At 67.3% G+C, this 25,286-nt stretch carries 27 protein-coding genes; 14 read left to right on the top strand and 13 right to left on the bottom strand.

Features of this window, described 5'->3' with window-relative positions; translation table 11 throughout:
* Window positions 1–105: 105 nt before the first annotated feature.
* Entirely contained in the window at window positions 106–603 is a 498-nt protein-coding gene (gene trmL / locus AC57B5_RS13905; RefSeq protein WP_065346320.1) for a tRNA (uridine(34)/cytosine(34)/5-carboxymethylaminomethyluridine(34)-2'-O)-methyltransferase TrmL, read from the bottom strand.
* A 52-nt stretch (window positions 604–655) separates the two neighbouring features.
* Complete coding sequence (locus AC57B5_RS13900) at window positions 656–1,390, bottom strand: ComFC family protein (protein ID WP_496399755.1); 735 nt, start codon at window positions 1,388–1,390, stop codon at window positions 656–658.
* An 89-nt stretch (window positions 1,391–1,479) separates the two neighbouring features.
* Here AC57B5_RS13900 and AC57B5_RS13895 point away from each other — a divergent pair, with 89 nt between their 5' ends.
* The 7 genes from AC57B5_RS13895 to AC57B5_RS13865 all read left to right on the top strand — a co-directional run bounded on the left by AC57B5_RS13895 (window position 1,480) and on the right by AC57B5_RS13865 (window position 7,871).
* On the top strand, window positions 1,480–2,382 hold the full coding sequence (locus tag AC57B5_RS13895) for a class I SAM-dependent methyltransferase (protein WP_012203600.1): 903 nt from the start codon (window positions 1,480–1,482) through the stop codon (window positions 2,380–2,382).
* Window positions 2,383–3,046: 664 nt separating this feature from the next.
* Window positions 3,047–4,228 carry a cytochrome c oxidase subunit II gene (gene coxB, locus AC57B5_RS13890; RefSeq protein ID WP_013803986.1) on the top strand — a complete coding sequence of 394 codons (1,182 nt, stop codon included), beginning with the start codon at window positions 3,047–3,049 and terminating at the stop codon, window positions 4,226–4,228.
* Between the two features lie 35 nt (window positions 4,229–4,263).
* Window positions 4,264–5,934 (top strand): cytochrome c oxidase subunit I, encoded by a 1,671-nt coding sequence (gene ctaD / locus AC57B5_RS13885; RefSeq protein ID WP_012203603.1) that lies wholly within the window; start codon window positions 4,264–4,266, stop codon window positions 5,932–5,934.
* A gap of 23 nt (window positions 5,935–5,957) precedes the next feature.
* On the top strand, window positions 5,958–6,065 hold the full coding sequence (locus AC57B5_RS13880; protein ID WP_012203604.1) for a cytochrome oxidase small assembly protein: 108 nt from the start codon (window positions 5,958–5,960) through the stop codon (window positions 6,063–6,065).
* A gap of 24 nt (window positions 6,066–6,089) precedes the next feature.
* Window positions 6,090–6,710 carry a cytochrome c oxidase assembly protein gene (locus tag AC57B5_RS13875; RefSeq protein ID WP_013803985.1) on the top strand — a complete coding sequence of 207 codons (621 nt, stop codon included), beginning with the start codon at window positions 6,090–6,092 and terminating at the stop codon, window positions 6,708–6,710.
* A complete protein-coding gene (locus AC57B5_RS13870) occupies window positions 6,707–6,919 on the top strand; it encodes a DUF2970 domain-containing protein (RefSeq protein ID WP_013803984.1) in 213 nt (70 codons plus the stop codon). Before AC57B5_RS13875 ends, AC57B5_RS13870 begins: the two co-directional genes overlap by 4 nt.
* Window positions 6,920–6,989: 70 nt before the next feature.
* On the top strand, window positions 6,990–7,871 hold the full coding sequence (locus tag AC57B5_RS13865; protein WP_012203607.1) for a cytochrome c oxidase subunit 3: 882 nt from the start codon (window positions 6,990–6,992) through the stop codon (window positions 7,869–7,871).
* A gap of 68 nt (window positions 7,872–7,939) precedes the next feature.
* Here AC57B5_RS13865 and AC57B5_RS13860 read toward each other — a convergent pair whose 3' ends face one another.
* Window positions 7,940–8,182, bottom strand: a complete 243-nt coding sequence (locus AC57B5_RS13860) for a twin transmembrane helix small protein (protein ID WP_034390667.1) — start codon at window positions 8,180–8,182, stop codon at window positions 7,940–7,942.
* Window positions 8,183–8,211: 29 nt separating this feature from the next.
* On the opposite strand from AC57B5_RS13860, the gene AC57B5_RS13855 reads away from it, so the two are divergent.
* The 5 genes from AC57B5_RS13855 (at window position 8,212) to AC57B5_RS13835 (ending at window position 13,967) form a co-directional block, all read left to right on the top strand.
* A complete protein-coding gene (locus AC57B5_RS13855; protein WP_486302217.1) occupies window positions 8,212–8,985 on the top strand; it encodes an SURF1 family protein in 774 nt (257 codons plus the stop codon).
* Window positions 8,972–9,661: an SCO family protein gene (locus tag AC57B5_RS13850; protein ID WP_063328002.1), complete on the top strand. Its 690-nt coding sequence runs from the start codon at window positions 8,972–8,974 to the stop codon at window positions 9,659–9,661. The genes AC57B5_RS13855 and AC57B5_RS13850 overlap by 14 nt, the downstream gene beginning before the upstream one ends.
* Window positions 9,662–9,859: 198 nt before the next feature.
* Window positions 9,860–10,474: an SCO family protein gene (locus tag AC57B5_RS13845; protein WP_034390671.1), complete on the top strand. Its 615-nt coding sequence runs from the start codon at window positions 9,860–9,862 to the stop codon at window positions 10,472–10,474.
* Window positions 10,475–10,635: 161 nt separating this feature from the next.
* On the top strand, window positions 10,636–12,213 hold the full coding sequence (locus AC57B5_RS13840; protein WP_496399754.1) for a methyl-accepting chemotaxis protein: 1,578 nt from the start codon (window positions 10,636–10,638) through the stop codon (window positions 12,211–12,213).
* Window positions 12,210–13,967 (top strand): putative bifunctional diguanylate cyclase/phosphodiesterase, encoded by a 1,758-nt coding sequence (locus AC57B5_RS13835; RefSeq protein WP_496399753.1) that lies wholly within the window; start codon window positions 12,210–12,212, stop codon window positions 13,965–13,967. The genes AC57B5_RS13840 and AC57B5_RS13835 overlap by 4 nt, the downstream gene beginning before the upstream one ends.
* A 16-nt stretch (window positions 13,968–13,983) precedes the next feature.
* Here AC57B5_RS13835 and AC57B5_RS13830 read toward each other — a convergent pair whose 3' ends face one another.
* The 10 genes from AC57B5_RS13830 to AC57B5_RS13785 form a co-directional block, all read right to left on the bottom strand.
* Window positions 13,984–14,292 (bottom strand): addiction module antidote protein, encoded by a 309-nt coding sequence (locus AC57B5_RS13830; protein WP_063327131.1) that lies wholly within the window; start codon window positions 14,290–14,292, stop codon window positions 13,984–13,986.
* Window positions 14,289–14,585 (bottom strand): type II toxin-antitoxin system RelE/ParE family toxin, encoded by a 297-nt coding sequence (locus AC57B5_RS13825; protein WP_192367136.1) that lies wholly within the window; start codon window positions 14,583–14,585, stop codon window positions 14,289–14,291. The genes AC57B5_RS13830 and AC57B5_RS13825 overlap by 4 nt, the downstream gene beginning before the upstream one ends.
* 47 nt (window positions 14,586–14,632) lie before the next feature.
* On the bottom strand, window positions 14,633–15,316 hold the full coding sequence (locus tag AC57B5_RS13820) for a Crp/Fnr family transcriptional regulator (protein ID WP_496399752.1): 684 nt from the start codon (window positions 15,314–15,316) through the stop codon (window positions 14,633–14,635).
* Between the two features lie 235 nt (window positions 15,317–15,551).
* Window positions 15,552–16,529, bottom strand: coding sequence for a DUF6999 family protein (locus AC57B5_RS13815; protein ID WP_071954481.1), 978 nt, complete (start codon window positions 16,527–16,529; stop codon window positions 15,552–15,554).
* Window positions 16,529–18,481 carry a 3-oxoacyl-[acyl-carrier-protein] synthase III C-terminal domain-containing protein gene (locus tag AC57B5_RS13810; protein ID WP_496399751.1) on the bottom strand — a complete coding sequence of 651 codons (1,953 nt, stop codon included), beginning with the start codon at window positions 18,479–18,481 and terminating at the stop codon, window positions 16,529–16,531. Before AC57B5_RS13810 ends, AC57B5_RS13815 begins: the two co-directional genes overlap by 1 nt.
* A 15-nt stretch (window positions 18,482–18,496) precedes the next feature.
* Window positions 18,497–19,432 (bottom strand): fatty acid desaturase, encoded by a 936-nt coding sequence (locus AC57B5_RS13805; RefSeq protein WP_099734558.1) that lies wholly within the window; start codon window positions 19,430–19,432, stop codon window positions 18,497–18,499.
* Window positions 19,429–20,175, bottom strand: a complete 747-nt coding sequence (locus AC57B5_RS13800; protein ID WP_012203620.1) for a sterol desaturase family protein — start codon at window positions 20,173–20,175, stop codon at window positions 19,429–19,431. Before AC57B5_RS13800 ends, AC57B5_RS13805 begins: the two co-directional genes overlap by 4 nt.
* Window positions 20,176–20,194: 19 nt before the next feature.
* The gene (locus tag AC57B5_RS13795; RefSeq protein WP_034390683.1) at window positions 20,195–21,187 is read right to left on the bottom strand and encodes a Bug family tripartite tricarboxylate transporter substrate binding protein; all 993 of its coding nucleotides are present in this window, start codon (window positions 21,185–21,187) and stop codon (window positions 20,195–20,197) included.
* 97 nt (window positions 21,188–21,284) lie between these two features.
* Complete coding sequence (rpoH, locus tag AC57B5_RS13790) at window positions 21,285–22,229, bottom strand: RNA polymerase sigma factor RpoH (RefSeq protein ID WP_012203622.1); 945 nt, start codon at window positions 22,227–22,229, stop codon at window positions 21,285–21,287.
* Window positions 22,230–22,415: 186 nt separating this feature from the next.
* Complete coding sequence (locus AC57B5_RS13785) at window positions 22,416–23,204, bottom strand: IclR family transcriptional regulator (protein ID WP_496399750.1); 789 nt, start codon at window positions 23,202–23,204, stop codon at window positions 22,416–22,418.
* Window positions 23,205–23,480: 276 nt separating this feature from the next.
* Here AC57B5_RS13785 and AC57B5_RS13780 point away from each other — a divergent pair, with 276 nt between their 5' ends.
* Both AC57B5_RS13780 and AC57B5_RS13775 read left to right on the top strand, forming a co-directional pair.
* On the top strand, window positions 23,481–24,458 hold the full coding sequence (locus AC57B5_RS13780) for a tripartite tricarboxylate transporter substrate binding protein (protein ID WP_496399749.1): 978 nt from the start codon (window positions 23,481–23,483) through the stop codon (window positions 24,456–24,458).
* 33 nt (window positions 24,459–24,491) lie between these two features.
* Window positions 24,492–25,283, top strand: a complete 792-nt coding sequence (locus tag AC57B5_RS13775; protein WP_043824655.1) for an enoyl-CoA hydratase/isomerase family protein — start codon at window positions 24,492–24,494, stop codon at window positions 25,281–25,283.
* Window positions 25,284–25,286: the final 3 nt, after the last annotated feature.

Below are 25,286 nucleotides of genomic sequence, written 5' to 3'. Positions count from 1 at the left end.
AATGTAGGGCGGCTTGGAATCGGGAAAAACCCTTGGATTGGCAATGCGCTTTTTCAGCTGTTGAAACAATCGGCCGGGAACTTTCCGCCCGGTCCGGCCGATCGCTCAGGCCGCGCCGGCTGCTCCCTCGGCCAGGGCAGCGCCCGCGAATTGCTGCTGGCGCCAGGCTTCGAACACGGTCACGGCCACGGCATTGGACAGGTTCAGGCTGCGCTGCTGCGGCAGCATGGGCAGGCGCAGGCGCTGCTGCGGCGGGAACTGCTCGCGCACCTCGGCGGGCAGGCCCTTGCTTTCGGAGCCGAACACCAGCCAGTCGCCGGGCTGGAAACCGATGGCGTGGGCGGGGCTGCTGCTGTGCGTGGTCATGGCGAACATGCGCTGGCGGTCCGGCTGGCAGTCCTGCAAGAAGGCCTGCCAGTCGGCATGGCGGCGCACGGGCGCGTACTCGTGGTAGTCGAGGCCGGCGCGGCGCATCAGGCGGTCTTCCATGGAAAAGCCCAGCGGCTCGATCAGGTGCAGGCTGCAGCCGGTGTTGGCGGCCAGACGGATCACATTGCCGGTATTGGGCGGGATCTCCGGCGCGACGAGAACGATATGGAACATGGCCCGTATTGTCTCGCGGCGGCCTATGCCCCCGGGCCCCGAGCCCCCACGATCAGGGCGTGCGCGCCAGCACCAGGGCGCTGACCTGGGCCGCGCCTGCACGCCGCAGGCAGGTGGCCAGCGCATGCAGGCTGGCGCCCGTGGTCATCACATCGTCGATCAGCAGGACCCTGCGGCCGCGCACATGGTGCAGTTGCGCCGGCGGCACCGCAAAGACCCCGCGCAGCTGGCGCAGGCGCAGGGCGCGCGGCAGGTCGTGCTGGGCCTGTGCCGTGTGGGTGCGCTGCACGGCCTGGTGCCGCAGCTTGCCGCGGGTGGATGGGCCGGACAGCGCACGGGCCAGCACCAGGGCCTGGTGAAAGCCGCGTTCGCGCAGGCGCTGGGCAGACAGGGGCATGGGCAGCAGCAGATCGCATTGCTCCAGCTGCTCGCGGGCCCCGTGCTGCTCCAGCAGCAGGGCGGCCAGGCTGCGTGCCAGGCCGGTGTCTCCCCGGAATTTGAAGTCGCCGATCACCGTGTGCCAGGGATAGGCGTAGTCCAGCGCGGCAAGGCAGTGCGTCAGTGGCGGAGGCTTGACCAGGCAGGCGCCGCAGACCTGCTGGCCCCCGCTGGCGCCGTGCCCCGCTGGCAGCGGCATGGCACAAAGCCCGCAGCGCGGCAGCGGCCTGGCCCAGCGCAAGCGGCAGTCCTGGCACAGGCGCTGCGCCGGCCAGCGGCGGCAGACGGCGCACTGGCTGGGCAGGCCGGCATGCCAGTGCGAAAGCCATGACGCAGGCAGGTTGGGCATGGAGTCAATATACTCGCGCCGCGTCCGCCACCCCTTTGCTCCGGGGCCGGGCGCCTGTCTTTCGAGGAGCCCGGATTCCCCGCCCAGCCATGTCCCACGAATTGCCCCCCACCATCGATCCGGCCGCCGCATTGCGCTGGCAGCAGGCCGCGCCTGCGGCCTCGCCGTGGCTGCATGAGGAGGTGGCGCGCCGCATGCAGGAGCGGCTGGACTGGATCGTCAAGCCGCCCCAGCGCTGGTGCCACTGGCAGCCCGTGCGCGGCGGCCTGCAGGCCCATGCGCTGCTGCGCCAGCGCTATGCGCAGTCCGAATGCCTGGTCTATGAAGCCTCGCCGCTGCATGAGGCCGCCGCCCGCGAGCAGCTGGGCGCGCGCTGGTGGCAGCCCGCGCGCTGGACCGGGGGCGCCACGCGCTTCGGCGAGCCCGAGCCTGCCGGCGTGGACATGCTGTGGGCCAACATGGCCCTGCACCAGCAGGCCGACCCGCAGGCGCTGATCACGCGCTGGCACCAGGCGCTGTCCGTGGACGGCTATGTGATGTTCTCCTGCCTGGGGCCCGATACGCTGCGCGAGCTGCACGCCATCTACGCCCAGCTCGGCTGGCCGCCCGCCGGCCAGGCCTTCACCGACATGCATGACTGGGGCGACATGCTGGTGCACGCAGGCTTCAGCGAGCCGGTGATGGACATGGAGCACATCACGCTGACCTTTGCCACGCCCGAGCGGCTGCTGCAGGAGCTGCGCGAGCTGGGCCGCAACTTCCATCCGCAGCGCTTTGCCGCCCTGCGCGGCCGACGCTGGCAGCAGCGCCTGCACGATGCCCTGCGCGAGCGCCTGGCCGGCCCCGACGGGCAGCTGGCGCTGACCTTCGAGATCGTCTACGGCCACGCCTACAAGCCGCAGCCGCGCGTGCGCCTGGAGTCCAGCAGCGCCGTATCGCTGGAGGACATGCGCAGCATGCTGCGCCAGCCGCGCAACACGGGTTTGCGATAGCCCCAATGTCGCTTTCCGGTCATTGATCGAAAACAAAAACGTCTACACTTTTCCCGAGCTGACAGAGACAACAGCTTTTCCCTGGGCTCGCTTTCCCGGGCCGGGAAAAGACCAGCGGTCCGCAGGCCGAAAGGGGAGACGATTTGGTGTTTCGTTTTGCCACGGGAACGAGAACGGGCCGACCCATCCAGGAGCGGCCCGCCCACGAGTTTGATCATCACCGGCTGCAGCAGTGCCTGTTCCTCTGGGAGCGGGCACTGGTCTTTCTGTCCCTGCTGTCCCCTCTTCTGCGTCGCATGCCGGGCCGCATGCGTCCCCTTTTCCAATCCGCTCCCGGCCCCCATGGCACACATGCCCTGAATGGCCGGCGTGCGCGCATTCTTCCGTCCACCTTGCTGCTGTCCTCCGAATTCATGCGCCTGCAGGCGCAGGCGGGGATGGCTGTACGCCCGAATCCTGGTCCCACGTCCGAGCTGCCGTTGATGCCGGCTGGCACGCTATTGGTGATTGCGCGCAGGCACATCTGCGGCGCTTTCATGCATGCTCGGACAGTTGAGGCCGGGAGTTGCCCTTTGGGCAGGCGTTGAACGGTCTGGCTGCGCGGCCCCCACGCCGGCGCAGCGGAGCGAGTGGATAACCCGAGGCTTAGATGTAAGTGAAAACTATGAAAAGCATTTCCACCAAGCTGGTTCTCTGGGGCTTGATGAGTGTGGCAGGGGGAGGCTCCCTTGCGCATGCGACGACAGATCTGCCAGGCGGCCCGGCCGTCAATCAGCTCAACCTTCATCCGGCGGTCACGCGCATCGCGCATGAGCAGCATTACCTGCACTGGATGATGCTGATCATCTGCACGGTGATCTTCATCGGCGTGTTCGCCGTGATGTTCTATTCGATCTGGAAGCACCGCAAATCGCGCGGCGCCAAGGCGGCGAACTTCCACGAATCGGCCACGGTCGAGGTGGTCTGGACCATCGTGCCGTTCATCATCGTCGTGCTCATGGCGCTGCCGGCCACCAAGGTGCTGGTGGCGCAGAAGGACACCACCAACGCCGATGTCACCATCAAGGCCACGGGCTACCAGTGGAAATGGGGCTACGACTACATCAACGGCGAGGGCGAGGGCCTGAGCTTCATCTCCACGCTGGACAGCAGCCACCGCGCGCTGTCCGACAGCGGCGATGTCTCCAAGGCACCCAACGACTACCTGCTCAAGGTGGACAACCCGCTGGTCGTGCCCGTGGACCGCAAGGTGCGCATCATCACCACGGCCAATGACGTGATCCACTCCTTCATGGTGCCGTCCTTCGGCATCAAGCAGGATGCGATCCCCGGCTTTGTGCGCGACACCTGGTTCCGTGCCGAAAAGACCGGCGACTACTACGGCCAGTGCGCCGAGCTGTGCGGCAAGGAGCATGCCTACATGCCCATCCACGTGAAGGTGCTGTCGAGCGACGGCTACAAGGCCTGGGTGGACGAGCAAAAGAAGATCGCCGCCGCCAAGAAGGACGACCCCAGCAAGGTCTGGAGCCTGCCCGACCTGATGGCACGCGGCGAGAAGGTCTATGCGGCCAACTGCGCGGCCTGCCACCAGGCCAACGGCAAGGGCGCCGGTCCCATCAAGCCGCTGGACGGCAGTCCCATCGTCCTGGGTCCCACGGCCGAGATGATGCATGTGGTGCTGGAAGGCCGTGCCAACGGCGCCATGCCCGCCTGGAAACAGCTGAGCGATACCGAGCTGGCCGCCGTGGTCACCTTTGCCAAGAACCACTGGTCCAACAAGACCGGCCAGCTGGTGCAGCCGGCCGAGTTCGTGGCCGCCCGCACCGGCAAGTTCCCCGGCCAGTGAGCCCGCAAGACAGATGAGCGATTGGAGATAACAGCATGAGCGCCGTACTTCCCCCCATCCACAGCCCTGCGGGCGAGGGCCACGAACATGCGCATGAGCACGAGCATGGACACGGGCATGACGACCATCACCACCACGCCACGCCCACGGGCTGGCGCCGCTGGATGTTCGCCACCAACCACAAGGACATCGGCACGCTGTACCTGCTGTTCTCGTTCACCATGCTGATGGTGGGCGGGGTGCTGGCGCTGCTGATCCGCGCCGAGCTGTTCCAGCCCGGGCTGCAGATCGTCAACCCCGAGCTGTTCAACCAGCTGACCACCATGCACGGCCTGATCATGGTGTTCGGCGCCATCATGCCGGCCTTCGTGGGCTTTGCGAACTGGATGCTGCCGCTGCAGATCGGCGCCTCCGACATGGCCTTCGCGCGCATGAACAACTTCAGCTTCTGGCTGCTGATCCCGGCCGGCCTGATGCTGGTGGGCTCGTTCTTCATGCCCGGTGGCGCCCCCGCCGCGGGCTGGACGCTGTATGCGCCGCTGACGCTGCAGATGGGCCCGTCCATGGACACCTCCATCCTGGCCATGCACATCATGGGTGCCAGCTCCATCATGGGCGCCATCAACATCATCGTCACCGTGCTCAACATGCGCGCGCCCGGCATGACGCTGATGAAGATGCCCATGTTTGCCTGGACCTGGCTGATCACCGCCTACCTGCTGATCGCCGTCATGCCCGTGCTGGCCGGCGCCATCACCATGACGCTGACGGACCGCCATTTCGGCACCAGCTTCTTCAACCCCGCAGGCGGCGGCGACCCGGTGATGTACCAGCACATCTTCTGGTTCTTCGGCCACCCCGAGGTCTACATCATGATCTTGCCGGCCTTCGGCATCATCAGCCAGATCGTGCCGGCCTTCAGCCGCAAGAAGCTGTTCGGCTATGCCTCCATGGTGTATGCGACCTCGTCCATCGCCATCCTGTCCTTCATCGTGTGGGCGCACCACATGTTCACGACCGGCATGCCCGTGACCGGCCAGCTGTTCTTCATGTACGCCACCATGCTGATCTCGGTGCCCACGGCCGTGAAGATCTTCAACTGGGTGGCCACCATGTGGCGCGGCTCCATGACCTTCGAGACGCCCATGCTGTTCTCGGTGGGCTTCATCTTCGTGTTCACCATGGGCGGCTTCACGGGCCTGATCCTGTCGATGGCGCCCATCGACATCCAGCTGCAGGACACCTACTACGTGGTGGCCCACTTCCACTACGTGCTGGTGGCCGGATCGCTGTTCTCCATGTTCGCGGCCTACTACTACTGGGCCCCCAAGTGGACCGGCGTGATGTATTCGGAGACGCGCGGCCAGATCCACTTCTGGGGCTCGCTGATCTTCTTCAACGTCACCTTCTTCCCCATGCACTTCCTGGGCCTGGCCGGCATGCCGCGCCGCTATGCCGACTACCCCATGCAGTTCGCCGACTTCAATATGGTGGCCTCGCTGGGCGCGCTGGGCTTTGGCCTGATGCAGGTGTATTTCTTCCTCTTCGTCGTCGTGCCCGCCATGCGCGGCAAGGGCGAGAAGGCACCGCAAAAGCCCTGGGAGGCCGCCGAGGGCCTGGAGTGGGAAGTGCCTTCGCCGGCGCCGTTCCATACCTTCGAGACGCCGCCCAAGCTCGATGCCACCGCCACCCGCATCATCGGTTGATGCAAGCCCCAAGGGAGATGCACATGGACGCACAGCAACGAAAAGCCAACCTGCGGCTGGCGCTGATCCTGGTATCGGTGGCGCTGGTCTTTCTGGCCGGCTTCGTGATCAAGATCACCGTGCTCCATTGAGGGCAGGCAACAGGAGGGACGTCCGTGAGCGTGCGCAGTGAAAACGCGAAGATGGTGGGCAAGCTGGCCGTGGTGGCGCTGGGCATGTTTGCCTTCGGCTACGTGCTGATTCCCATCTACAAGCACATCTGCGAGCTCACGGGCATCAACATCCTGTCGCTGTCCGAGCGCCAGGTGCCGGGCAACGGCACGGCCGGGCGCGATGTGAAGCTGCCCGCCAACTCGCAGGTGGACAAGAGCCGCACCATCACCGTGGAGTTCGACGCCAATGCGCGCGGGCCCTGGGACTTCAAGCCGGCGCAGCGCTCCATCCAGGTCCATCCGGGCGAGCTGGCCACGGTCATGTACGAGTTCCAGAATGTGCAGGACCGCCGCATGGCGGCCCAGGCGATACCGAGCTATGCGCCGCGCCAGGCGGCCGCGCATTTCAACAAGCTGGAGTGCTTTTGCTTTTCGCAGTACACGCTGGAGCCCGGGGAAAAGCGCGAGTGGCCGGTGGCCTTCGTGATCGATCCGCGCATCTCCAAGGATGTGACTACGATCACGCTGTCCTATACCTTCTTCGAGGTGGGCGGCAGGACGCCGGCCGCACCCACAGGCGAGGCGCCGGTGGCGGCAGGGCCGAAGCAGGAGCCCGCCTCATGAATGCGCCGCAGCCACGGGAGCCGCGCCGCCCGCCCAGCGTGTGGCGCACGGTGCGCGCCGTGGCCTGGTCGCTCTTCGGCGTGCGCAGGGGAAGCGAGTACCAGCAGGACGGGGAGCGCATCACGCCGCTGCATGTGATTGCAGTGGGGCTGGCGGCCATCTTCGTGCTGGTGCTGGGATTGATCGCGCTGGTCAAGCTCGTGGTCTGAGCGGCGCGGCCATCGGGGACAGAGAGTGATAGACGGGAAACCGAGAACCAAGAATTTCAGGAGCTGAGCAATGAGTGCAACCACCCACGGCAAAACGCCTTACTACTACGTGCCGGCCGAGTCCAGCCACCCCGTCATGGCGGCGGCGGGGCTGTTCTTCGTGATCCTGGGCGCGGGCAACTGGATCAATGGGCATGAATGGGGCATGTACAGCCTGGGCCTTGGCCTGGTCTGGTGGCTGGCCGTGCTCTTTTTCTGGTTCCGGGAAGCCGCGCATGAAAGCGAGTCGGGCAAGTACGGGCGCAAGATCGACCTGTCCTTCCGCTGGAGCATGAGCTGGTTCATCTTCTCCGAGGTGATGTTCTTCGGCGCCTTCTTCACCGCCCTGTGGTGGGCGCGCTCGCATTCCGTGCCCGCGCTGGGCAGCCTGGACAACGCCTTGCTGTGGCCCGACTTCAAGGCCGTCTGGCCCAGCATGGCAGCGGGTGCCACGGCCTCGCCGGCCAACAGCGTCGAGCCCTTCCAGACCGTGGGCCCGTTCTGGCTGCCCACCATCAACACGGCGCTGCTGCTGACCTCGGGCGTGACGCTGACCATCGCACACCATGCGCTGCAGGCTGGCCACCGCGCCCGCACCATCGCCTTCATGTGGATGACGGTGGTCCTGGGCTTCGTCTTCCTGTGCGTGCAGGGCTACGAGTACTACCACCTGTACACCGAGCTGAACCTCAAGCTGTCCTCGGGCGTGTTCGGCTCGACCTTCTTCCTGCTCACAGGATTCCACGGCTTCCACGTCTTCGTGGGCATGCTGATGCTGTTCTTCATCACCATGCGCCTGCACGCGGGGCACTTCACCTCCGAGCGGCATTTCGGCTTCGAGGGCGCGGCCTGGTACTGGCACTTCGTGGACGTGGTCTGGCTGTTCCTCTACGTCCTCGTGTACTGGATGTGAGGGTCTGCCCGCCCCATGCAAAAGAAGCGCCTGGGCGCTTCTTTTTGTTTGCGGGGCAGGGGGCTTGTCTATTGCCCGGCGGTCCAGCCGGTGGGATGGATGTAGCCCAGCTTGGCCGCCAGCAGCACGCACAGGAACAGCGCGATGGACAGGCCCACGCGCAGCGCCAGTGCGCGGAACATGGCGCGGCTGCGGCGCCTGTCGTCGCCCGGACCCTCCTGGTCTTCGGGATTGCGGCGCATCATGAAGAACAAGGCGCTGCCCAGACTGGCGACAATGGCCAGCAGGGCGAGAACGATCACGAATTTCATGGGTGGATTATCCGGTGCGTGTTTCCAGAATGCCAGACCGCTGGCGGTTTGTACTGATCACCTTGGCCGCGCTGATCGGCGTGGCCATCACACTGTCCCTGGGCCGCTGGCAACTGCAGCGCGCGGCCTACAAGCAGCAATTGTTCGATGCCGTGCAGCGCCAGCAGGGCCTGCCGCCGTTGGACAACGCGCAGCTGGCGCCCATGCAGCCCGGTGCTGCCCTGAACACCGAGGCGGCGCCCTGGCTGCACCGGCCCGTGCGACTGCAGGGCCACTGGATTGCCGGGCAATCGCTGTACCTGGACAACCGCCAGATGCAGGGCCAGCCGGGCTTCTTTGTGCTCACGCCGCTGCGGCTGGCCGCGCCGCATGAGGATGTGGTGATTGCCGTGCAGCGCGGCTGGGTGCCGCGCAACTTTCTGGACCGCACGGCCTTGCCCGAGGTGCAGACGCCCGAAGGCCTGGTGACCGTTGAGGGGCGCATGGAGGCCGTGCCGTCCCGGCTCTACGAATTCGGCCGTGCAGGGGCAGACCCTGATGGGCAAAAGTCGCGCATCCGACAGAATGTGGACATTGCCGAATGGGCCGTGGCCTCCGGGCTGCCGCTGCGCGAATGGAGCCTGCTGCAGACCGGCGAAGCCAGCGAAGGCCTGCGGCGCGACTGGCCCGTTGTGACGGCCGGTGTCGAGAAACACCATGGCTATGCGTTCCAATGGTTTGGACTTGCGGCCCTGATCACGCTTTTGTATGTCTGGTTCCAAATCGTCCGACGCTTTGTCCGCCCGCGCCATGCCCGCTCCTGAGACTCCCCTGGAGATGACCGTCCATGGCCTGCCACCCTTGCAGCCGGGCCTTGCAGGCGCGCAGCGCACGCGCAGCGGCCGCTGGAAGATGCTGGCCGTGTTCGCGGTCTGCGCCGCGCCCGTGGTGGCCTCCTATTTCACCTACTACGTGCTGCGGCCTGGCCAGCAGCGCAGCTTTGGCGAGCTGATCGCGGCCCAGCCGGCCCTGCCTTCGGCCACGGCCACCACGCTGGACGGCGCGCCGCTGCCGCTGCAGTCGCTCAAGGGCCAGTGGCTGCTGCTCAGCGTGGCGGGCGGTGCCTGCGGCAGCGCCTGCGAAAGCCATCTCTATCTGCAGCGCCAGCTGCGCGAGACACTGGGCCGCGAAAAGGACCGGCTGGACCGGGTCTGGCTCATCTCCGACGACGCACCCGTGCCCGCGCACCTGCGCCCCGCGCTGGCCCAGGCCACGGTGCTGCGCGTGCCCGAGGCCGTGCTGCGCGGCTGGCTGCAGCCCGCGCCCGGCCATGCGCTGCAGGACCACCTGTACGTGGTGGACCCGCAGGGCCACTGGATGATGCGCATGCCCGCAGGCCTGGGCATGGCCGATGCCGGCAAGGCCAAGCGCGACCTGGACCGGCTGCTGCGTGCATCGGCCTCCTGGGACACGGCAGGGCGTCCGGGCGACGGCGAGTAAGGCTGGCCAGTAGGCCCTGGTAGGCCCCGGCAGGCCCCGGCAGGCCCCGCGGCGCCGGGGTCTTGCGGTTATGGGTTATGGTTTGCGGCTGTGCGAAAGTGCCTTCAGCGGACGCTTTCGCCTTTTCCCTTTCCAGCCCGGGCCGGCGCGCAGCCTTTGCGGCCACGCAGCCTGCGGCAACTACCTTGTTGAGGAAGCATGAACAAACGGACAGCGCTGCGCGTTCTGGGCTTGACCGCCATGGCATGGGGCGCCCTGGCGCTGAGCGGGTGCTCGCGCGAGGCAAAGACCAGTTTCCAGGGCGTCGATGTCACGGGCGCCGAATACGCCAAGGACATTCCCCTGCGCGATGTGGACGGCAAGCAGCGCAGCATCAAGGACTTTGCGGGCAAGGTCGTCGTGGTCTTCTTCGGCTACACGCAATGCCCCGATGTCTGCCCCACCACCCTGCAGGAGCTGGTCGAGGTCAAGCAGCAACTGGGCGCCGATGGCGACAGGCTGCAGGGCGTCTTCGTCACCCTGGACCCCGAGCGCGACACGCCCGAGGTGCTCAAGGCCTACCTGGGCAATTTCGACCCCGGCTTCGTCGGCCTGCACGGCACGCCGGACGAGACGGCGGCCGTGGCCAAGGACTTCAAGCTCTTCTACAAGAAAGTGCCCGGCAAGACCGAAGGCACCTACACGCTGGACCATTCGGCCGGCAGCTATGTCTATGACACGGCCGGCCGCCTGCGCGTGTATGAGCGATACGGCGGCGGCCCGCAGGTGCTGGGCGCCGACGTCAAGGCCCTGCTGCAGGAAAAGCGTTCCTGATCCTGCGCGCGCCGCAGCCAATGTGACCCCCGTCACATTGGCTGCGTTTAGGTGCGCTGCAGCACACCATCCCTGATGTGCATCGCCTCAGGACTGCTTAGAGTGGGCCCCGCCTGGGGGTGTCATGCCGACGCCCCGCCCATCTCCGAGAGACCTGATCCATGCGGCGAAACGTGTACGTCACCCAGCGTGAGTACCCTCTGAGCGAAGGAGAGACGCTTCTTTCCGTCACCGACCTGAAGGGGCGCATCGTCTATGCCAACGATGCCTTCATCCGCGTCAGCGGCTTCGAGGCCGCCGAGCTCTACGGCAAGGCCCACAGCATCGTGCGCCATCCCGACATGCCGGCCGCCGCCTTTGCCGACATGTGGTCCACCATCCAGCGCGGGCTGCCCTGGAGCGCCTTGGTCAAGAACCGGCGCAAGAACGGCGACCACTACTGGGTGCGCGCCAATGCCAGTCCCATACGCCATGCGGGCGCCGTGGTCGGCTACCTGTCCGTGCGCACCCGGCCCGAGCCGCGCGAGGTGCAGCAGCATGCGGCGCTCTATGAACAGATCAATGCCGGCGTGCGCTCGCTTGGCCTGCACCGGGGCTTTCCCGTGGGGCGCGGCGCCGTGGGCGCACTGCAGCGGTGGTGGCGCTTTCGGCCACTGGCCTGGCGCGTGCAGGCCGTGGTGGCCGGCCTGTGGCTGCTGGGGTCAGTCGGGTTGTGGTCTTCCGCGCTGCAGGCATCGGCTGTGCCGCTGGCCCAGGTCTGGCCGGCCTGGCTGATCTGGAGCCTGGCCTGCGTGGCGTCCGGGCAGTGGCTGCGCCGCCGGCTGCTCATGCCCCTGGCGGCGCTGCGCGGCCAGGCACAGGCCGTGGCCAGCGGGCAGCAGACCGATGCACGGTTCCTGCAGCGCACGGACGAGATCGGTGCCATCGGCAGCGCCGTGCGGCAGACCGGACTCAACCTGGTCTCCCTGGTTGGCGACATCCAGGGCAAGAGCGACCAGGTGCGCCGCTGCGCGCTGGCCGTGCAGCAGGGCAGCACCGAACTGAGCGACCGCACCGAAGCCGCGGCCGCAAGCCTGGAGCAATCGGCCCAGGCCATGCAGGCCCTGGCCAGCGCCATCGAGCGCAGCAGCGCCCAGGCCGGCGAGGCCGCCGCCCGCGCGCGGCACGGCGTGGACATGGCAGGCCAGAGCAGCCGCATGGTCGTGCAACTGGACCAGGGCATGCGCGGCGTGGCCCAGACCAGCGACCAGGTGGGGCAGATCAGCTCGCTCATCGACGGCATCGCCTTCCAGACCAACCTGCTGGCGCTCAACGCCGCCGTGGAGGCGGCACGCGCGGGGGAACACGGCAAGGGCTTTGCCGTGGTGGCCGACGAGGTGCGCGGCCTGTCCCAGCGCAGCGCCCACGCCGCGCGCCAGATCAAGGCGTTGATCGAGGCATCGCAGCAGCAGGTGGCGCAAAGCTGCGCCATGGCGCGCGAAGTGGGCGAGGCCATGCTGGCCGTGCAGGCCGATATGCGCGAGCAACTGGTGCTGGCCGAAGGCATGCAGGCCGCCAGCCAGGCCCAGGCCGGTGGCGTGCAGCAGGTGCAGGCTGCCGTGCAGCAGCTCGAACAGATGACCCAGCACAATGCCGCCCTGGCGCGCGACACCATCGGGCATGCACAGCTGCTGGCCGGACAGGCGCAGGCGCTGGAGGCTGCGGCATCGGTCTTTCACGGCAACGGGGCGTCCGCATGATGGCGGCGGGCTGGAGCATGGTTGCCTGCGATCCCGCCGCACCGGGCGAGGCGCTGGACGAAGACCTCAAGCGCGTGGCCATGGAGGCCGCGCCCGACGGTATCTTGCTTGTGGACCGCAGCGGCCGCATCCTTCTGGCCAATCCCGCCATGCAGGCCATGAGCGGCTATGGCGCCGCTGAATTGCTGGGCCACTCGCTGCACATGCTGCTGCCGGCCGAGGCGCAGGCGGCCCACGGGCCGCAACTGCAGTCCTACTTCGCCCAGCCCGCGCGCCGGCCCATGGGCCAGGGGCGCGATCTGTGGCTGCTGCGCAAGGACGGCAAGCGCCTGTCGGTGGACATCGCCCTGGGCCACTCGCCGCACGGCAGCGGCGTGGCCGTGGCCTTTGTGCGCGACCTGTCGCAGCTGCGCCAGATGGAAGCCTGCATGCACTACCACGCCACCCACGACACGTTGACCGGCCTGCTCAACCGCTGGCAGTTCGGGCTGCAGGTGGAACAGGCGATCTCGCAAGCGCAGGCGCAGTCTGAATCGGGCGCCGGCCCCGCGTCCTTTGCGCTGCTGCTGCTCGACCTCGACAACTTCAAGGCCATCAACGACGGTTATGGCCACGACGTGGGCGACCAGGTCCTCAAGGAGGTGGCGCGCCGCCTGCAGGTCGCGCTGGGCGGCTCGGCCACGCTGGCGCGCATGGGCGGTGACGAGTTCACCGCCCTGCTGCAGCCCTGCAACGAGCCCGATCTGCGCCAGCGCATCGACGCGCTGCTGCACGAGCTGTGCCGGCCCTGCACCATAGGCCACTACGCGCTGAACTTCGGTGCCAGCGTGGGCGCAGCCTTCTATCCGCAGGACGCGGGCGATGCGGCCACCCTCATGCGCTATGCCGACATGGCCATGTACGACGCCAAGCAGCGCAGCCGCTCCTCCTATGCGCGCTATGCCAGCGCCATGGGCGAGGCCATGGCCGAGAAAGTGCTGCTGCACGAACGCCTCAAGCGTGCCCTGGACCGGGGTCTGCTGAGCCTGCACTTCCAGCCCCAGGTGCAGGTGCTGGGCGGCCAGGTCCAGGGCGTGGAAGCCCTGCTGCGCTGGAACGACGAGCAGATGGGCTGGGTCTCGCCCGAACGCTTCGTGCCCGTGGCCGAATCCACGGGCCTGATCCTGGCCCTGGGGGAATGGGTGATCGATGCTGCCTGCCGCCAGGCCGGCGACTGGATGCGCGCAGGCATGCCGCTGCGCGTGGCGGTCAACCTCTCGGCCCAGCAACTGCGCCAGGCCGATTTGCAGCAGCGCCTCATGGCCAGCCTGGCCCGGCATGGCGTGCCGCCGCACCTGCTGGAGCTGGAAGTCACCGAGTCCGCCGCCATGACCGACCCTCTGCAGGCGCGCGAGCTGCTGGGCAGCCTGCTGGCGGCCGGCGTCTGCGTGGTGCTGGACGACTTCGGCACCGGCTACTCCTCGCTGGCCCACCTGCGCGATCTGCCCGTCTCGCGCGTGAAGATAGACCGCACCTTCATCGGCCCCATGCTCGACAGCCCGGCCGACGCCAAGATCGTCAAGGCCGTGATCGCGCTGGCCCGCACCCTGGGCCTGCAGGTGGTCGCCGAAGGCGTGGAAACCGCCGAGCAGCTGCGCCTGCTGCGCATCCTGGACTGCGACGCCTACCAGGGCTGGCTCTTCGCCCGCGCGATGCCGGCAGAGCAGATTCCGCCTCTGTTGCAAAGGCCTGCAGAGGCGGTGTTGGTGCAGTAAGCGGGTGGTCCGAGTGTCAGGCTGCTGGCTGCTGCGATGCGGCAGGAGCGATGGTGAGCCTGAAGCCCATGGCCTGAATCACCTTGAACAGCGTCTCGGAACTGGGCGCCCGTTCGCCAGACAGGCTTTTGTAGAGGCTTTCGCGAGAAAGTCCGGTGTCGCGAGCGAGCTGAGTCATGCCGCGCGCGCGTGCGATGTCGCCCAGCGCCGCAGCCAGTTCGGCCGGATCGTTGTCTTCCAGCGCCTGGCGCAGGTACTCCACGATTTCCTCTTCGGTGCCTAGGTAGTTGGCCATGTCGAATGGCCGCATCTTGATGTTGCTCATAGCTTGATCTCCCTGGCCATCGCCCTGGCCGCAGCAATGTCCTGCGCCTGGCTGGACTTGTCTCCGCCGCCAAGCATCACGATCAGAACATGATCGCGTTGGATGTAGTACATGCGCCAACCTGGCCCGAAAAACTCGCGCATCTCCCATAGGCCTTCGCCAACGGATTTCACGTCTCCCAGGTTTCCGCGCATGGCTTTGCCCAGGCGACGACGCAGGCGGATACGAGTTGGCATGTCACGAATGCTGTCTACCCAATCAGCAAACGCCTCGGTTTCGATGACGCTGTACATGGTTGGATTGTAGCCAGTTGGCTACAAAAGAAGCCTGGTATGGGTGTTCAGCCTCCCATCCCCTGGTACTCCAAATCCTTCACCCCACCCCCACTGATCCTCGACAACACCGCAGGCTGCAGCACGCAGTGCCATCGGTCGGGCCGCTCCAGCGCGCCGAGCTGCACCAGGCGCACAAGGCTGCGCGCGATGGTTTCGCGCGTGGTGGCCAGCAGGGCGGCCAGCGCGCCCTGGCTGGGCAGGCGCACGAGCATGCTTGACTGCAGCGCGGCCAGTTGCATCAGGGTGGCGGCCAGCTGGCGCAGCACGCCGGGGATGCGGACGATGTGGGCCCATTCCGCCAGCAGGGCGTTGTTGCAGGTGTAGCTGGCGGCCAGCGCGCGCACGAAGGCGGCATCGACCAGGCCGCGGCGCGTGATGGTGGCGATGTCCACGCAGCAGATGCGCCCCGGGCCCAGTGCCTCGAAGTGCATGGCCGAGGGCTGCTGCAGCCAGCCCGGGCTGCCCAGCGCGTGGCCGTTGCCGAACAGCGCCACGGGCCGCTGCACGCCGTCGCCGCCACGGCGGATGGCCAGGACGAAGCCGATCTTGATCACCTGGAATTCATGGGCGACGCTGCCCTGCGCCTGGAGCTTCTGGCCCTTGGTCAGGCCGCGTTCGCGGATGTGCGGCAGCCATTGCTGGAATGCGGGCGCGGGCAATTGGCCCAGCAGGCAATGGGACGAACGCATGCATTCGCTGCAGCGAACCGCTGAAGGCGTGGAGGACGACGATGGCATGGAGCACGCAGGCTAGGATGCGCCGCAGCCTGGGCGGGCAGACAGCCACCCAGGGCACCGGCAGTGGACCCGGGCGGCGCGCCCCGGGAGAAGCCGTGCAGGCTAGCGGGCTATGCCGTTGAATGCAACGCGATGTAACGCGTTTCGCGCGGGATGGCGGCCATCTGCCGCTGTTTCTTGACCTGGGTCAGACGGCTGCGGTGCTGTCGGCGTTGTTGGCGCTGCCGCTGCCGTCACTGCTGCCACTGCCGTGGGCGCGGGCCGCCTCGCGCATGCGTGCCAGTTCGCGGGCGGGCAGCGGGATGTCGCCGCTGGCGACCTTCATCAGTAGGCAGTGCAGCATTTCGGTGGACAGGCCGTGCAGCACCAGGCGGTGGCCGGCGCGCAGGGTGGACAGGGGCACCAGCGGGTGCTTGTTGTTGAGCATGACAAGATGCTCGGGCGAGGCGAGGATCTTGGCCGCATAGATGGCCACGGTCTCGTCCAGCTGCAGCGAGTTGCTGGCGCGCCAGAAGTCGTTGTCCGTCAGCAGCAGCTGGTAGACGGGCGTGTAGACCTCGATGGCGCTTTGCAGGTCCAGCAGGTTCAGGCGCCCGCGCGGCATGTCCTCAAGGCGCAGGGGCGGGTTGCGCAGCATGGCGAAGTCGGGCTCGGCCACGGGCTGCAGTTCCTGGCCTGCGGCGCGCAGCGCGTTGTTCAGGCGGATGACGAAGTTGAACAGGTTCAGGTCGTGCCTGAGGAACAGGTCGTCCTTGATGTCGTCGATGCTGTCCGGCTCCAGCGGTGTGGTGGACACGGGCGTGGGCGCGTTGGCCGCGACAAAGGCCAGGATCTGCGAGCCCAGGTGGAAATGGCGCAGGATGAGCCAGTTGGCCTCGGGCGAGACGAAGCGGTTCATGCTGAAGGCCAGCAGCCGGTGCAGCAGCCTGGAGTGCGCCCAGTTGCGCGGCAGCAGCACCTTGAGGATCTGGATGAGCACGATGCTGGTGCGTGCCAGCGGCCGCAGGAAGGGCAGCAGGTATTGGCGCGAGCCGCTGCTGCAGTCACGCAGCCAGGCGGCCTTGACGTCGTCGGGCAGCGGCGTGCTCTGGTCCAGGTACAGCGCGCGCCAGGGGCTGGGGTCGCGCTCGTCGTGGGGCGGTTCGATGAAGTCTGGTGGTTGCATCAGTGCTCCTCGGGCAGGACATGCTCGAACTGCATCAGGTACAGCGCCGCCGTGTGGCGCGCGGTGCGCACGATGGCCTGCGCCGCCGTGCCCCCGCTGCCGTCTGTGTCGTCCAGCGCCATCACCATCTGCACGGCCATGAGCCAGCGCTCCAGGTGGTGTTCGTCGTTGGCGCCGTGGTATTCCAGGAAGCGGAAGGCATCGGGCGGCAGCGGCAGGCTGGCGCGCAGCAGCGGCAGCAGGCTGGGCACGATGCGCTGGCCCGTGCCTTCGATGATGTAGATGGCGCCCAGCAGGCCGATCGGATTGGGCGTGGCGGCCAGGCCGTGCAGGTAGGCGTTGAGCGCCTCGCCCCCGGGGTTGCGGCGCAGGCGGGTGAGGTCGGTCTCGGTGCCGCCGGCCTTGAGGTAGTCCTCGTGCAGGATGCGGAAGTCGTTCTGCTCCTCGCCCGCATGCACGTCGATCAGCGCAGCCAGCGCCGCGTGTTCGCCGGTCAGCGAGGCCGCGCCCTCGCGCATCCACAGGCTGCCCTCGCGCACCTGGGGAACCCAGTGGCTCATCCAGCGCACGTAGTCTGCGGTCTGCAGCCTGCCTGTGCGTATGCGCTGCAGCAGCGGCGTGCGCCACACGCGCGAGCGGTAGTCCTGCCAGAGGCTGGCCAGTTCGGTCAGCAGCGGCGCCAGCGTGGCCGGGGCCTGGTTCGGGTCGTGGGGCGGGGCGATGGTGGAGACATCGGGCAGCAGGTCCGGGGCAGCGGAAGCTTCGGCGGTGGCACTGCGTGCTGCGGCCGTGGCCGGGGTGGCGGTGGGAGCCTGGGCCGCATCCTCCACTTCCAGCAGCATGTAGCCGGCCGTGAAGCGGCCCGATTCGGGAATGAAGCACAGCACGGTGTCGCCGTGCTTCAGGCGCGCCGATTGCGTGCGCAGGAACTCGGACAGCATCACGAAGATGGAAGCCGCGCCCGTGTTGCCACGCCAGGCCAGGTTGCTCCACCAGCGCTCGCGCGGGATGCCGAGCTGGGCCTTGCCCAGCAGCTCATCGACCACGGGGATGAAGCGCTCGGACGAGTAGTGGCACAGGAAATGGTCGATGCCGCGCTCGGGCACCCAGCCCGTGTGGGCCAGGTGGGCGTATTCGTGGATGCAGACATCGAACAGGTGCGGCAGCAGGCGGATGTCCTGGCGCAGCGACAGCGCGCCTGCGGCCTCGGCATCGCCCCAGGCGGCAAAGTCCAGGTGGCTGGTGGCGCGGTCGGGCGTCAGGCCCAGCTGCATGCAGACCGGGTAGTCGCCCGCAAAGCTGCGCAGGTGCGTCCAGCGCAGCTTCAGCCGCAGGCCGGGCGCCTGGGGCAGGGCCTGCGGGCCGCCCAGCAGCACGGCGCCTGCGCCATCGGACAGCATCCAGCGCAGGAAGTGGGCGTCGAAGTCCGTGTTGTATCCCTGGGCCGCGAAGCGCGAGCGCTTGAACAGGCGCGAGGGCATTTCACTGGCCACGGCCAGGGCCAGGGAGTCGGGCGCACGGTCCACGGCCTGGGCCGCCGCCTGCAGCGCGCCCACGCTGGCGGCGCAGACGCCGTGCACGGACAGGGTCTCCATGGGCGGCGCGGCCATCTCTCCCTGGATCATGTTGGCAAAGCCGGGCATGAGCGCATCGCCGCCCGACGAGCCGCTGGCCAGGAAGCCGACATCGCCCAGCGCACGCCCGGCTTGCGCCAGGCAGTCATGGATGGCCTGGGCGGCCATGGCCGTGTTGCTGTGGACGGTGCGGCCTTCGGCGTCTATGGCGTAGTGGCGCTGGACAATGCCGTTCTCGGCCAGGATGCGGCGCTTGAGGCGCTCGGACAGGCGGTTGAGCGGTGCCACGTAGGCATCCATGCCTGCGTTGTCCACGGGTTCACCGGGCAGGAACATGCCTGCGGCATGCAGATAGACGTTGGAATAGGCGACGGGCATGGGTTCAGGGTCGTATCAGTCGTATGTTCCGGGAGGCATTTGCGCACGCGTGCGCGCCGGCGGCCAGACCGTGCCGAGCACGAAGACGCGGGCCATGTAGGGTAGCAGTCCGCCTTCGTTGAGCGCAGGGGCCACGCGCTGGCGGTAGTGTTCGCTGTGCAGGCGCGTGAGCTCGGACCAGTGGGCCTGGGGCCGCTCGTGGTGGGCCGTGTGCAGCCCGATGTTGAAAAGCAGCGGATTGACCCAGCCCTCGAAATTGCGCGCGTAGTTCAGTGGCGTGGCGCTGTCCAGCCGCTGGCCGCGCGTCAGCGGCCGGCCATCGGCATGGGCGTGCTGCAGGTAGTTGGTGGCCAGCAGCCAGTGCAGGCCATGCAGTTGGGGAACGATCACCAGCAGCAAGGCCTTTTGCCAATCCAGCGACAGCAGCAGTGCCCAGCTGCCCAGCCACAGCAGGTACTGGCCCATGCAGTAGCGAAAGGCGCCTGGCCAATGCCGCCGCAGCTGGCCCAGCCAGCGCAGGAACAGCGGGTACAGCACCCAGCCGGCCTGCAGCGGGTGGAGCAGGTAGCCCAGCAGATGGTTGTGGTCACCGCCGAAGCGGTAGGTGCGTGCCATGTCGCGCGGGCCGTGGCGGAAGCGGTGGTGGTTGGCCACATGGGCGGGCCAGAACACAAAGGTCGGGTGGCCCTGCAGCAGGGTCAGCCAGTAGTCGGTGATGCGGTTGGCCCAGCGCCCGCGCCACATGCGCAAATGCGTGTGGTTGTGGTGGATGACGCCCACGCCCAGCGTGAGGAACAGCTCGATCCCGTAGAGCCACAGGTTCCAGCCGTGCTGCCACTGCCACCACACGATCAGCGGCAGCGCCACCAGATAGGCCAGCGACTGCAGGTCGCGCCAGTGGCGCAGCCGGGGCAGCCGTGGCTGGACGTGGCGAGCAGGCGGTCGGCTCATTCCGTCCTGGGCCGGGCCGTGGCGGGCAGTGCCACGCGCGTGCGCATCAGCCGGTCCATGAAGGCCAGCGCAAAGCCGTAGTTGCCATTGGGCCGGGCATGGTGCAGATGGTGGCGCCGGCTGGCGGCCAGCGCATGCGTGTCGGACACCCCGGGAAAGAAGTCATAGTTGGAGTGGCCTATGACGTTCAGCAGCAGGCTGAGCACCGGCACCGAGGCCAGCGACCAGAAACTGAAGTCATGCACCACCATGGGCAGCAGGATGACGTTGCCGAGCATCAGCGCCTCGATGGGATGGAAGCTGTAGGTGGACCACGGCGTGGTGACGATGGAGCGGTGGTGGTCACCATGAAAGCGCCCCAGCAGCCGCGTATGCAGCAGGCGGTGGTTGATCCAGAAATGCACATCGTTCCAGATCAGCAGCACCACGATTTCGATGGCAATGCGCCAGGGGCCTGCATCGGGCTCCAGCCGCGCCCAACCCAATTGCAGAAGGCCCCAGGGCACGATCATGCCGATGCCGAAGATCAGCACCGAATGCAGCGACTGGCGCCATTCGCGGCGCAACTGGTCGGGCTTGAGCGGGCGCGTGTCCAGCACGCGGCCCACGCCGCGCCGCTGCAGCCAGCGCGTGAGCGCCGTCATGCCCCAGCCGCCGGCCGTATACAGCACGCCGAAGAAGAGCAGGCCCCAGGCCATGACCTGCCAGGCGTTGAGTTCGGTGAAGGCTTGGGCAGCGGTCATGGCAGTGTGATCGAGCACGTCATTGCGCGTGGATTCCCTGTTCGCGGATGATGCGGCCCAGTGCCGTCACGTCCTGGCGTATGCGCAGGGCCAGGCCCTCGGGCGAGCTGCCGACAGCCTGCCAGCCCTGGGCGGCCAGGCGTGCACGCATCTCGGGCGAGCGCACGATCTCGCTGACCGCTTCGGCGAGCTTCTGCACATGGGCGGCGGGCATGGCCTTGGGCGCGGCCACGGCGTTCCAGATCTCCAGATCGAAATCCCCCACGCCCAGCTCCTTGAGGCTGGGCAGTCCCGGCGCCAGCGGGCTGCGCGCGGCCGAGGTCACGGCCACGCCGCGCAGCTTGCCGGCCTGCACCTGGGCCATGGCCAGTGCGGGCGGCAGCATGGACAGCTGCAGGTCGCCCCCCTGGATGGCGTTGAACACCTGCGGATAGCCGGGGTAGGGAATGTGTTCGGGCCTGAGCGCGGAGCGGCTCTTGAGCAGCTCCATGCCCAGGTGGCCCACCGTGCCCACGCCAGGGGAGCCGTAGCTCCAGCGGCTGCCGGCCTGGGCAGCGGCCTCCAGGAAGGCCCGGCCCTCGGGCGCGCCGGCCGGCGCCACCAGCACCAGGGGCGCCACGCCGATCAGGCTGACGGGCTGCAGGTCCTTCACAGGGTCGTAGCGCACGGCGGGGTTGAGCAGGCGGGCAATCGTCAGGTTGCCGTTGATCATCACGCTGAAGGTATGGCCGTCGCGCGCACGGGCCACCTGCTCGCCTGCGATGTTGCCGCCTGCGCCCACCTTGTTCTCGACGATGACGGGCTGGCCCAGGCGCTTTTCCAGCGGCTCGGCCAGTGCGCGCGCCGTGAGGTCCGGGGAAGATCCTGCGGGAAAGCCGACGATCAGGTGCAGCGGCTTGCTGGGCCAGTTGTCGCCCGCCACGGCAGCGCAAGGCAGCAGGGCCGAAGCCAGGGCGGTGGCCAAGGCATTGGCGAAGAGGCGGCGTAGTGGCGAGATGGCGCTGGCGGGCATGGGGTTCGTGGGGGCCGCAAAGGCTGCGGGCAATAAAAAACCCGGAGATTATCCGGGTTTGTCGTGAAGCGGCCTGTCAGCCCAGGCCGTCAGGCCATCAGGCGAACTCGGCCAGGGCCTTCTTCATCTTCTTCATGGCAGCCACCTCGATCTGGCGGATGCGCTCGGCGCTGACACCGTACACGGCGGCCAGCTCATGCAGCGTCATGCCGCCCGAGCCGTCGTCGTTGACCTTGAGCCAGCGCTCCTCGACGATGCGGCGGCTGCGGTCGTCCAGCGAATCCAGCGCCATGGCAATGCCGTCGGTGGCCAGGTGGTCACGCTGGCGCGACTCGATCATGGCCGTGGGTTCGTGTGCGCCATCGGCCAGGTAGGCGATGGGGCCGAAGGCCTGCTCGCCATCGTCGCTGGGCGAGGGGTCCAGCAGCACGTCGCCACCGGCCAGGCGCGTTTCCATCTCCATGACTTCTTCGCGCTTGACGTTGAGCTTCTCGGCCACGGCGTCGATCTCGCCCGAGGTCAGCGTGTCACGCAGCATGGCTCCGTCCTCGGCCATGGCGGCGTCGGACTTCAGGCCCTGCTTCATGGAACGCAGGTTGAAGAACAGCTTGCGCTGGGCCTTGGTCGTGGCGACCTTGACCATGCGCCAGTTCTTGAGGATGTACTCGTGGATCTCGGCCTTGATCCAGTGCATGGCGTAGCTCACCAGGCGCACGTTCTGATCGGGGTCGAAGCGCTTGACGGCCTTCATCAGGCCCACGTTGCCTTCCTGGATCAGGTCGCCGTGCGGCAGGCCGTAGCCCAGGTACTGGCGCGAGATGGACACCACCAGGCGCAGGTGGGACATCACCAGACGCCCTGCGGCGTCCAGATCGCTGTGTTCTTTGAGCTTGCGGGCGTAGTCCTGCTCTTCCTCAAGGGTGAGCATGGGCAGGCGGTTGACCGCGGAAATGTAGGCATCCAAATTGCCCAGAGGCGGCACCAGGGCCCAGGGGTTAGCGGGTGCCAAGGTGGTCGCAATGGAGCCGGAGGCGTTTGTCATTGCAGAGTTCCTTTCTTCCATTCCTTCATATTAGCACTCGTTATGACCGAGTGCTAAAGCCAAAGTTCCGTGGGTTTTTCAGACGGTTGCACTCATTTTTGGAGTGCCAAAAGTCGTTTGTGCCTAGTCTGAGCGATTTTTGGAAACCCTGCTTGCCAGCGGTGGGCGCATATTGCTGGGAGAGCATTACAGTTTTTCCAGCAGGCTTTCAATCTGCCGGCCCAGTTGCAGCAAGGCCGGGTGCAGCTCCTGCACGATGGCCGGCAAAGGCTCCGTGGTGGAGACGCTGCAGTTCAGGACATAGATGGCATCGGGTGTCACCAGCGGCGTGGCCAGCGCAACCACTTCCGGCTGCCACGATGCGGCGCAGAAGCCTTGGCTTTTCACGGACTTGATCGCCGCCTGGATCTGCTGCTCCAGCGCAGGCCATTGGGCGCCTCTCTTGAGCCTGAAGCTGTCGAGCAAGGCCTTGCGCCTGGCCGATGGCGCCGCTGCCAGGCAGGCGCGCCCCAGCGACGTCAGTTCCATGGGAACGCGCTGGCCCGAGACCACATGCCTGAGCACGATCCGGCGGTTGTAGCGGATGGATTCCAGGTAGACCATCTCGTCCCGGTCGGGACATGCCAGGCCCACGTTGATCCTGCGTGTCTCGGCGAGGGTGCGCATCAGGGGCGCCGCAATCGACAGCACCGTCGAGCCTGTGCGCATGGCGTGCGCCAGGCTCAGGACCGCCGGGGCCAGGCGAAAGGCCCGGCTCGGGTGGTCGGCCTGCAGCATGCCGCAGCCCACCAGGGTCTGCGTCAGCCGGGTGACCGTGGCCTTGGACAGGCCGGTGCGTTCCGCCAGGTCGCTGTTGCCCAGCAGTTCCGAGCCGGGCCTGAACGCACGCAGTATTTCGACGCCTCTTTCCAGGGAGCGGTTGCTCGGGGACTGTCCCGGCTTGTCATGGAGGATGGGGGATCGCCTGTTCGTCATGCTGCTGCCGCTGGTGGGAGAACGCGCTTGCCCCGGTGTCGAAAGCTGTGTTCTTCCTGCCCGGGTACGGGCGCCTGATGGAAGCCAAGTATTCCACCGAATGCAAGGGAAATGCAGCCGCAGGCTCTGGCGCGCCCGCTTTGGAATTTCACTGGTTGGAATATGGGAGGTCACAAGCGCGGTGCGTTTCCCTAAGCTTTCACAAGCCAGTCGCCAGCGTCATCGCAACGCTGGCGCAGTGACCGGATCTCTGTCCATAGAACCAGGAGACACACCATGCCCAGTTTCGCCGCCCGCCGTTGTGCAAGGGCCATTGCGTTCATTGCCGTGCTCGCGACTGTCTGCAGCGCAGCATCTGCAGCATTCCCGGAAAAGCCCGTGCGCCTCGTCGTGCCCTTTGCGCCAGGCGGCGGAACGGACCTGATCGCCCGCACGCTGGGGGCCGAGATGGCCAAGGACCTGGGCCAGCCCGTCATCGTGGACAACAAGCCCGGTGCCGGCACGATCATCGGCACCGACAACGTTGCCAAGAGTGCGCCGGACGGTTACTCCTTGGTCGTGGCTTCGTTCGCGCACGCCGTCAATCCGGCGTTGCAGGCCAAGCTGCCGTACGGGAGCAACAAGGCCTTTGCTCCGGTGATCCTGATCGGCCGCGGCCCCAACGTGCTGGTGGTGCCCGCCGCCAGCCCGTACAAGACGGTGGCGGACGTGATGGCCGCCGCCAAGGCCAGTCCCGACAAGCTGACCTATGCCTCGCAGGGCGCCGGGACTTCGGCGCATCTGGCGGGTGAGCTGTTTGCCAACCTTGCCAAGGTCAGGCTCACCCATGTGCCCTACCGCGGCGCAGGCCCGGCGCTCACCGATCTCATGGGCGGGCAGGTGGACATGATGTTTGCCACGGCGGCGGCGGTATCCACCTTCATCGACAACGGCAAGCTGCGCGTGCTGGGGGTCACCACGGCCGAGCCGTCTGCGGCATTCAAGAACGTGCCACCCATCGCCGTCACCGTCCCGGGCTACCGCGTCGAGAGCTGGTACGGCCTGTACGCGCCGGCAGCCACGCCTGCCGCCGTGATCGATCGCCTGAACGCCGCGGCCCGCAAGGCGGCCCGCTCGCCGGAGTTCGTTCGCAAGCTGGAGCACGAGGGCCTGATGGTCAATGCCGGACCTGCGGCGGAACTGGACACCTATGTGCAGGCCGAGGAAAAGCGCTGGGCGCAGATCGTCAGGCAAAACAACATCCATCCCGATTGATCGCACTGGCTGCGATCGCTTTCAAAGCACGCCATGAACTACGAACTGATCCAACTGAATGTCGCCGATGCGGTGGCGACCGTGACCCTGAACCGCCCCGACAAGCGCAACGCCATGAGTGACGACATGCGCACCGAGTTCATCGATGCCCTGGAGCGCGTGGCGGCAGACAAGGCCATCAAGGCCCTGGTGCTGACAGGCGCGGGCAAGGGATTTTGCGCAGGCGGTGACATTGCCGGAATGCAAAGGCGCATGAATGCTCCCGCGGGCGAGGTGGGCTTCAACGGCTGGCAGCGCCAGCAGCGCGTGCACCATGTCCAGGCCCTGCTGCACACCATGCCCAAGCCCGTGATCGCCGCCGTCAACGGCGCGGCTTCGGGCCTGGGGGCAGACACGGCGCTGGCCTGCGACTTCGTGATCGCCAGCGAATGGGCCAGCTTCGCGTGGAGCTATGTGCTGCGCGGCATCATCCCGGACGGCGGCGGCATGTACTTCCTGCCGCGCCGTGTGGGCCTGGCCAAGGCCAAGGAGCTGATCTTCACGGGGCGCCAGGTCAAGCTGCCGGAAGCCCTGGCGCTGGGCATCGTGGACCGCCAGGCCAGTGCCGAGACCTTGGTGGCAGACGCCCAGGCCTGGGCGCGCGAGCTGTCCTCGGCTTCTTCCACCGCGCTGGCATTGACCAAGACCATCCTGAACCAGAGCTTCGAGCTGTCTTCGCACGATGTCTTCGCCCAGGGCAGCCAGGCCCAGGGCATCTGCTACACCAGCAGTGAACACCGCGCATCGGTGGAGGCCTTCCTGGCCAAGACGGCCGGCAAGGAGTGATGC

It is taken from the genome of Delftia sp. BGA-UO-ETr-SB1, from assembly GCF_059567865.1.
Note: the sequence above shows the minus strand (reverse complement) of the source record. Positions and strands in the feature narration are given on the sequence as shown.

Coding starts and splice junctions, on each gene's coding strand:
- trmL (WP_065346320.1), bottom strand. CDS start 603: ATGTTCCATATCGTTCTCGTCGCGCCGGAGATCCCGCCCAATACCGGC.
- AC57B5_RS13900 (WP_496399755.1), bottom strand. CDS start 1,390: ATGCCCAACCTGCCTGCGTCATGGCTTTCGCACTGGCATGCCGGCCTG.
- AC57B5_RS13895 (WP_012203600.1), top strand. CDS start 1,480: ATGTCCCACGAATTGCCCCCCACCATCGATCCGGCCGCCGCATTGCGC.
- coxB (WP_013803986.1), top strand. CDS start 3,047: ATGAAAAGCATTTCCACCAAGCTGGTTCTCTGGGGCTTGATGAGTGTG.
- ctaD (WP_012203603.1), top strand. CDS start 4,264: ATGAGCGCCGTACTTCCCCCCATCCACAGCCCTGCGGGCGAGGGCCAC.
- AC57B5_RS13880 (WP_012203604.1), top strand. CDS start 5,958: ATGGACGCACAGCAACGAAAAGCCAACCTGCGGCTGGCGCTGATCCTG.
- AC57B5_RS13870 (WP_013803984.1), top strand. CDS start 6,707: ATGAATGCGCCGCAGCCACGGGAGCCGCGCCGCCCGCCCAGCGTGTGG.
- AC57B5_RS13865 (WP_012203607.1), top strand. CDS start 6,990: ATGAGTGCAACCACCCACGGCAAAACGCCTTACTACTACGTGCCGGCC.
- AC57B5_RS13860 (WP_034390667.1), bottom strand. CDS start 8,182: ATGAAATTCGTGATCGTTCTCGCCCTGCTGGCCATTGTCGCCAGTCTG.
- AC57B5_RS13855 (WP_486302217.1), top strand. CDS start 8,212: ATGCCAGACCGCTGGCGGTTTGTACTGATCACCTTGGCCGCGCTGATC.
- AC57B5_RS13850 (WP_063328002.1), top strand. CDS start 8,972: ATGCCCGCTCCTGAGACTCCCCTGGAGATGACCGTCCATGGCCTGCCA.
- AC57B5_RS13845 (WP_034390671.1), top strand. CDS start 9,860: ATGAACAAACGGACAGCGCTGCGCGTTCTGGGCTTGACCGCCATGGCA.
- AC57B5_RS13840 (WP_496399754.1), top strand. CDS start 10,636: ATGCGGCGAAACGTGTACGTCACCCAGCGTGAGTACCCTCTGAGCGAA.
- AC57B5_RS13835 (WP_496399753.1), top strand. CDS start 12,210: ATGATGGCGGCGGGCTGGAGCATGGTTGCCTGCGATCCCGCCGCACCG.
- AC57B5_RS13830 (WP_063327131.1), bottom strand. CDS start 14,292: ATGAGCAACATCAAGATGCGGCCATTCGACATGGCCAACTACCTAGGC.
- AC57B5_RS13825 (WP_192367136.1), bottom strand. CDS start 14,585: ATGTACAGCGTCATCGAAACCGAGGCGTTTGCTGATTGGGTAGACAGC.
- AC57B5_RS13820 (WP_496399752.1), bottom strand. CDS start 15,316: ATGCGTTCGTCCCATTGCCTGCTGGGCCAATTGCCCGCGCCCGCATTC.
- AC57B5_RS13815 (WP_071954481.1), bottom strand. CDS start 16,529: ATGCAACCACCAGACTTCATCGAACCGCCCCACGACGAGCGCGACCCC.
- AC57B5_RS13810 (WP_496399751.1), bottom strand. CDS start 18,481: ATGCCCGTCGCCTATTCCAACGTCTATCTGCATGCCGCAGGCATGTTC.
- AC57B5_RS13805 (WP_099734558.1), bottom strand. CDS start 19,432: ATGAGCCGACCGCCTGCTCGCCACGTCCAGCCACGGCTGCCCCGGCTG.
- AC57B5_RS13800 (WP_012203620.1), bottom strand. CDS start 20,175: ATGACCGCTGCCCAAGCCTTCACCGAACTCAACGCCTGGCAGGTCATG.
- AC57B5_RS13795 (WP_034390683.1), bottom strand. CDS start 21,187: ATGCCCGCCAGCGCCATCTCGCCACTACGCCGCCTCTTCGCCAATGCC.
- rpoH (WP_012203622.1), bottom strand. CDS start 22,229: ATGACAAACGCCTCCGGCTCCATTGCGACCACCTTGGCACCCGCTAAC.
- AC57B5_RS13785 (WP_496399750.1), bottom strand. CDS start 23,204: ATGACGAACAGGCGATCCCCCATCCTCCATGACAAGCCGGGACAGTCC.
- AC57B5_RS13780 (WP_496399749.1), top strand. CDS start 23,481: ATGCCCAGTTTCGCCGCCCGCCGTTGTGCAAGGGCCATTGCGTTCATT.
- AC57B5_RS13775 (WP_043824655.1), top strand. CDS start 24,492: ATGAACTACGAACTGATCCAACTGAATGTCGCCGATGCGGTGGCGACC.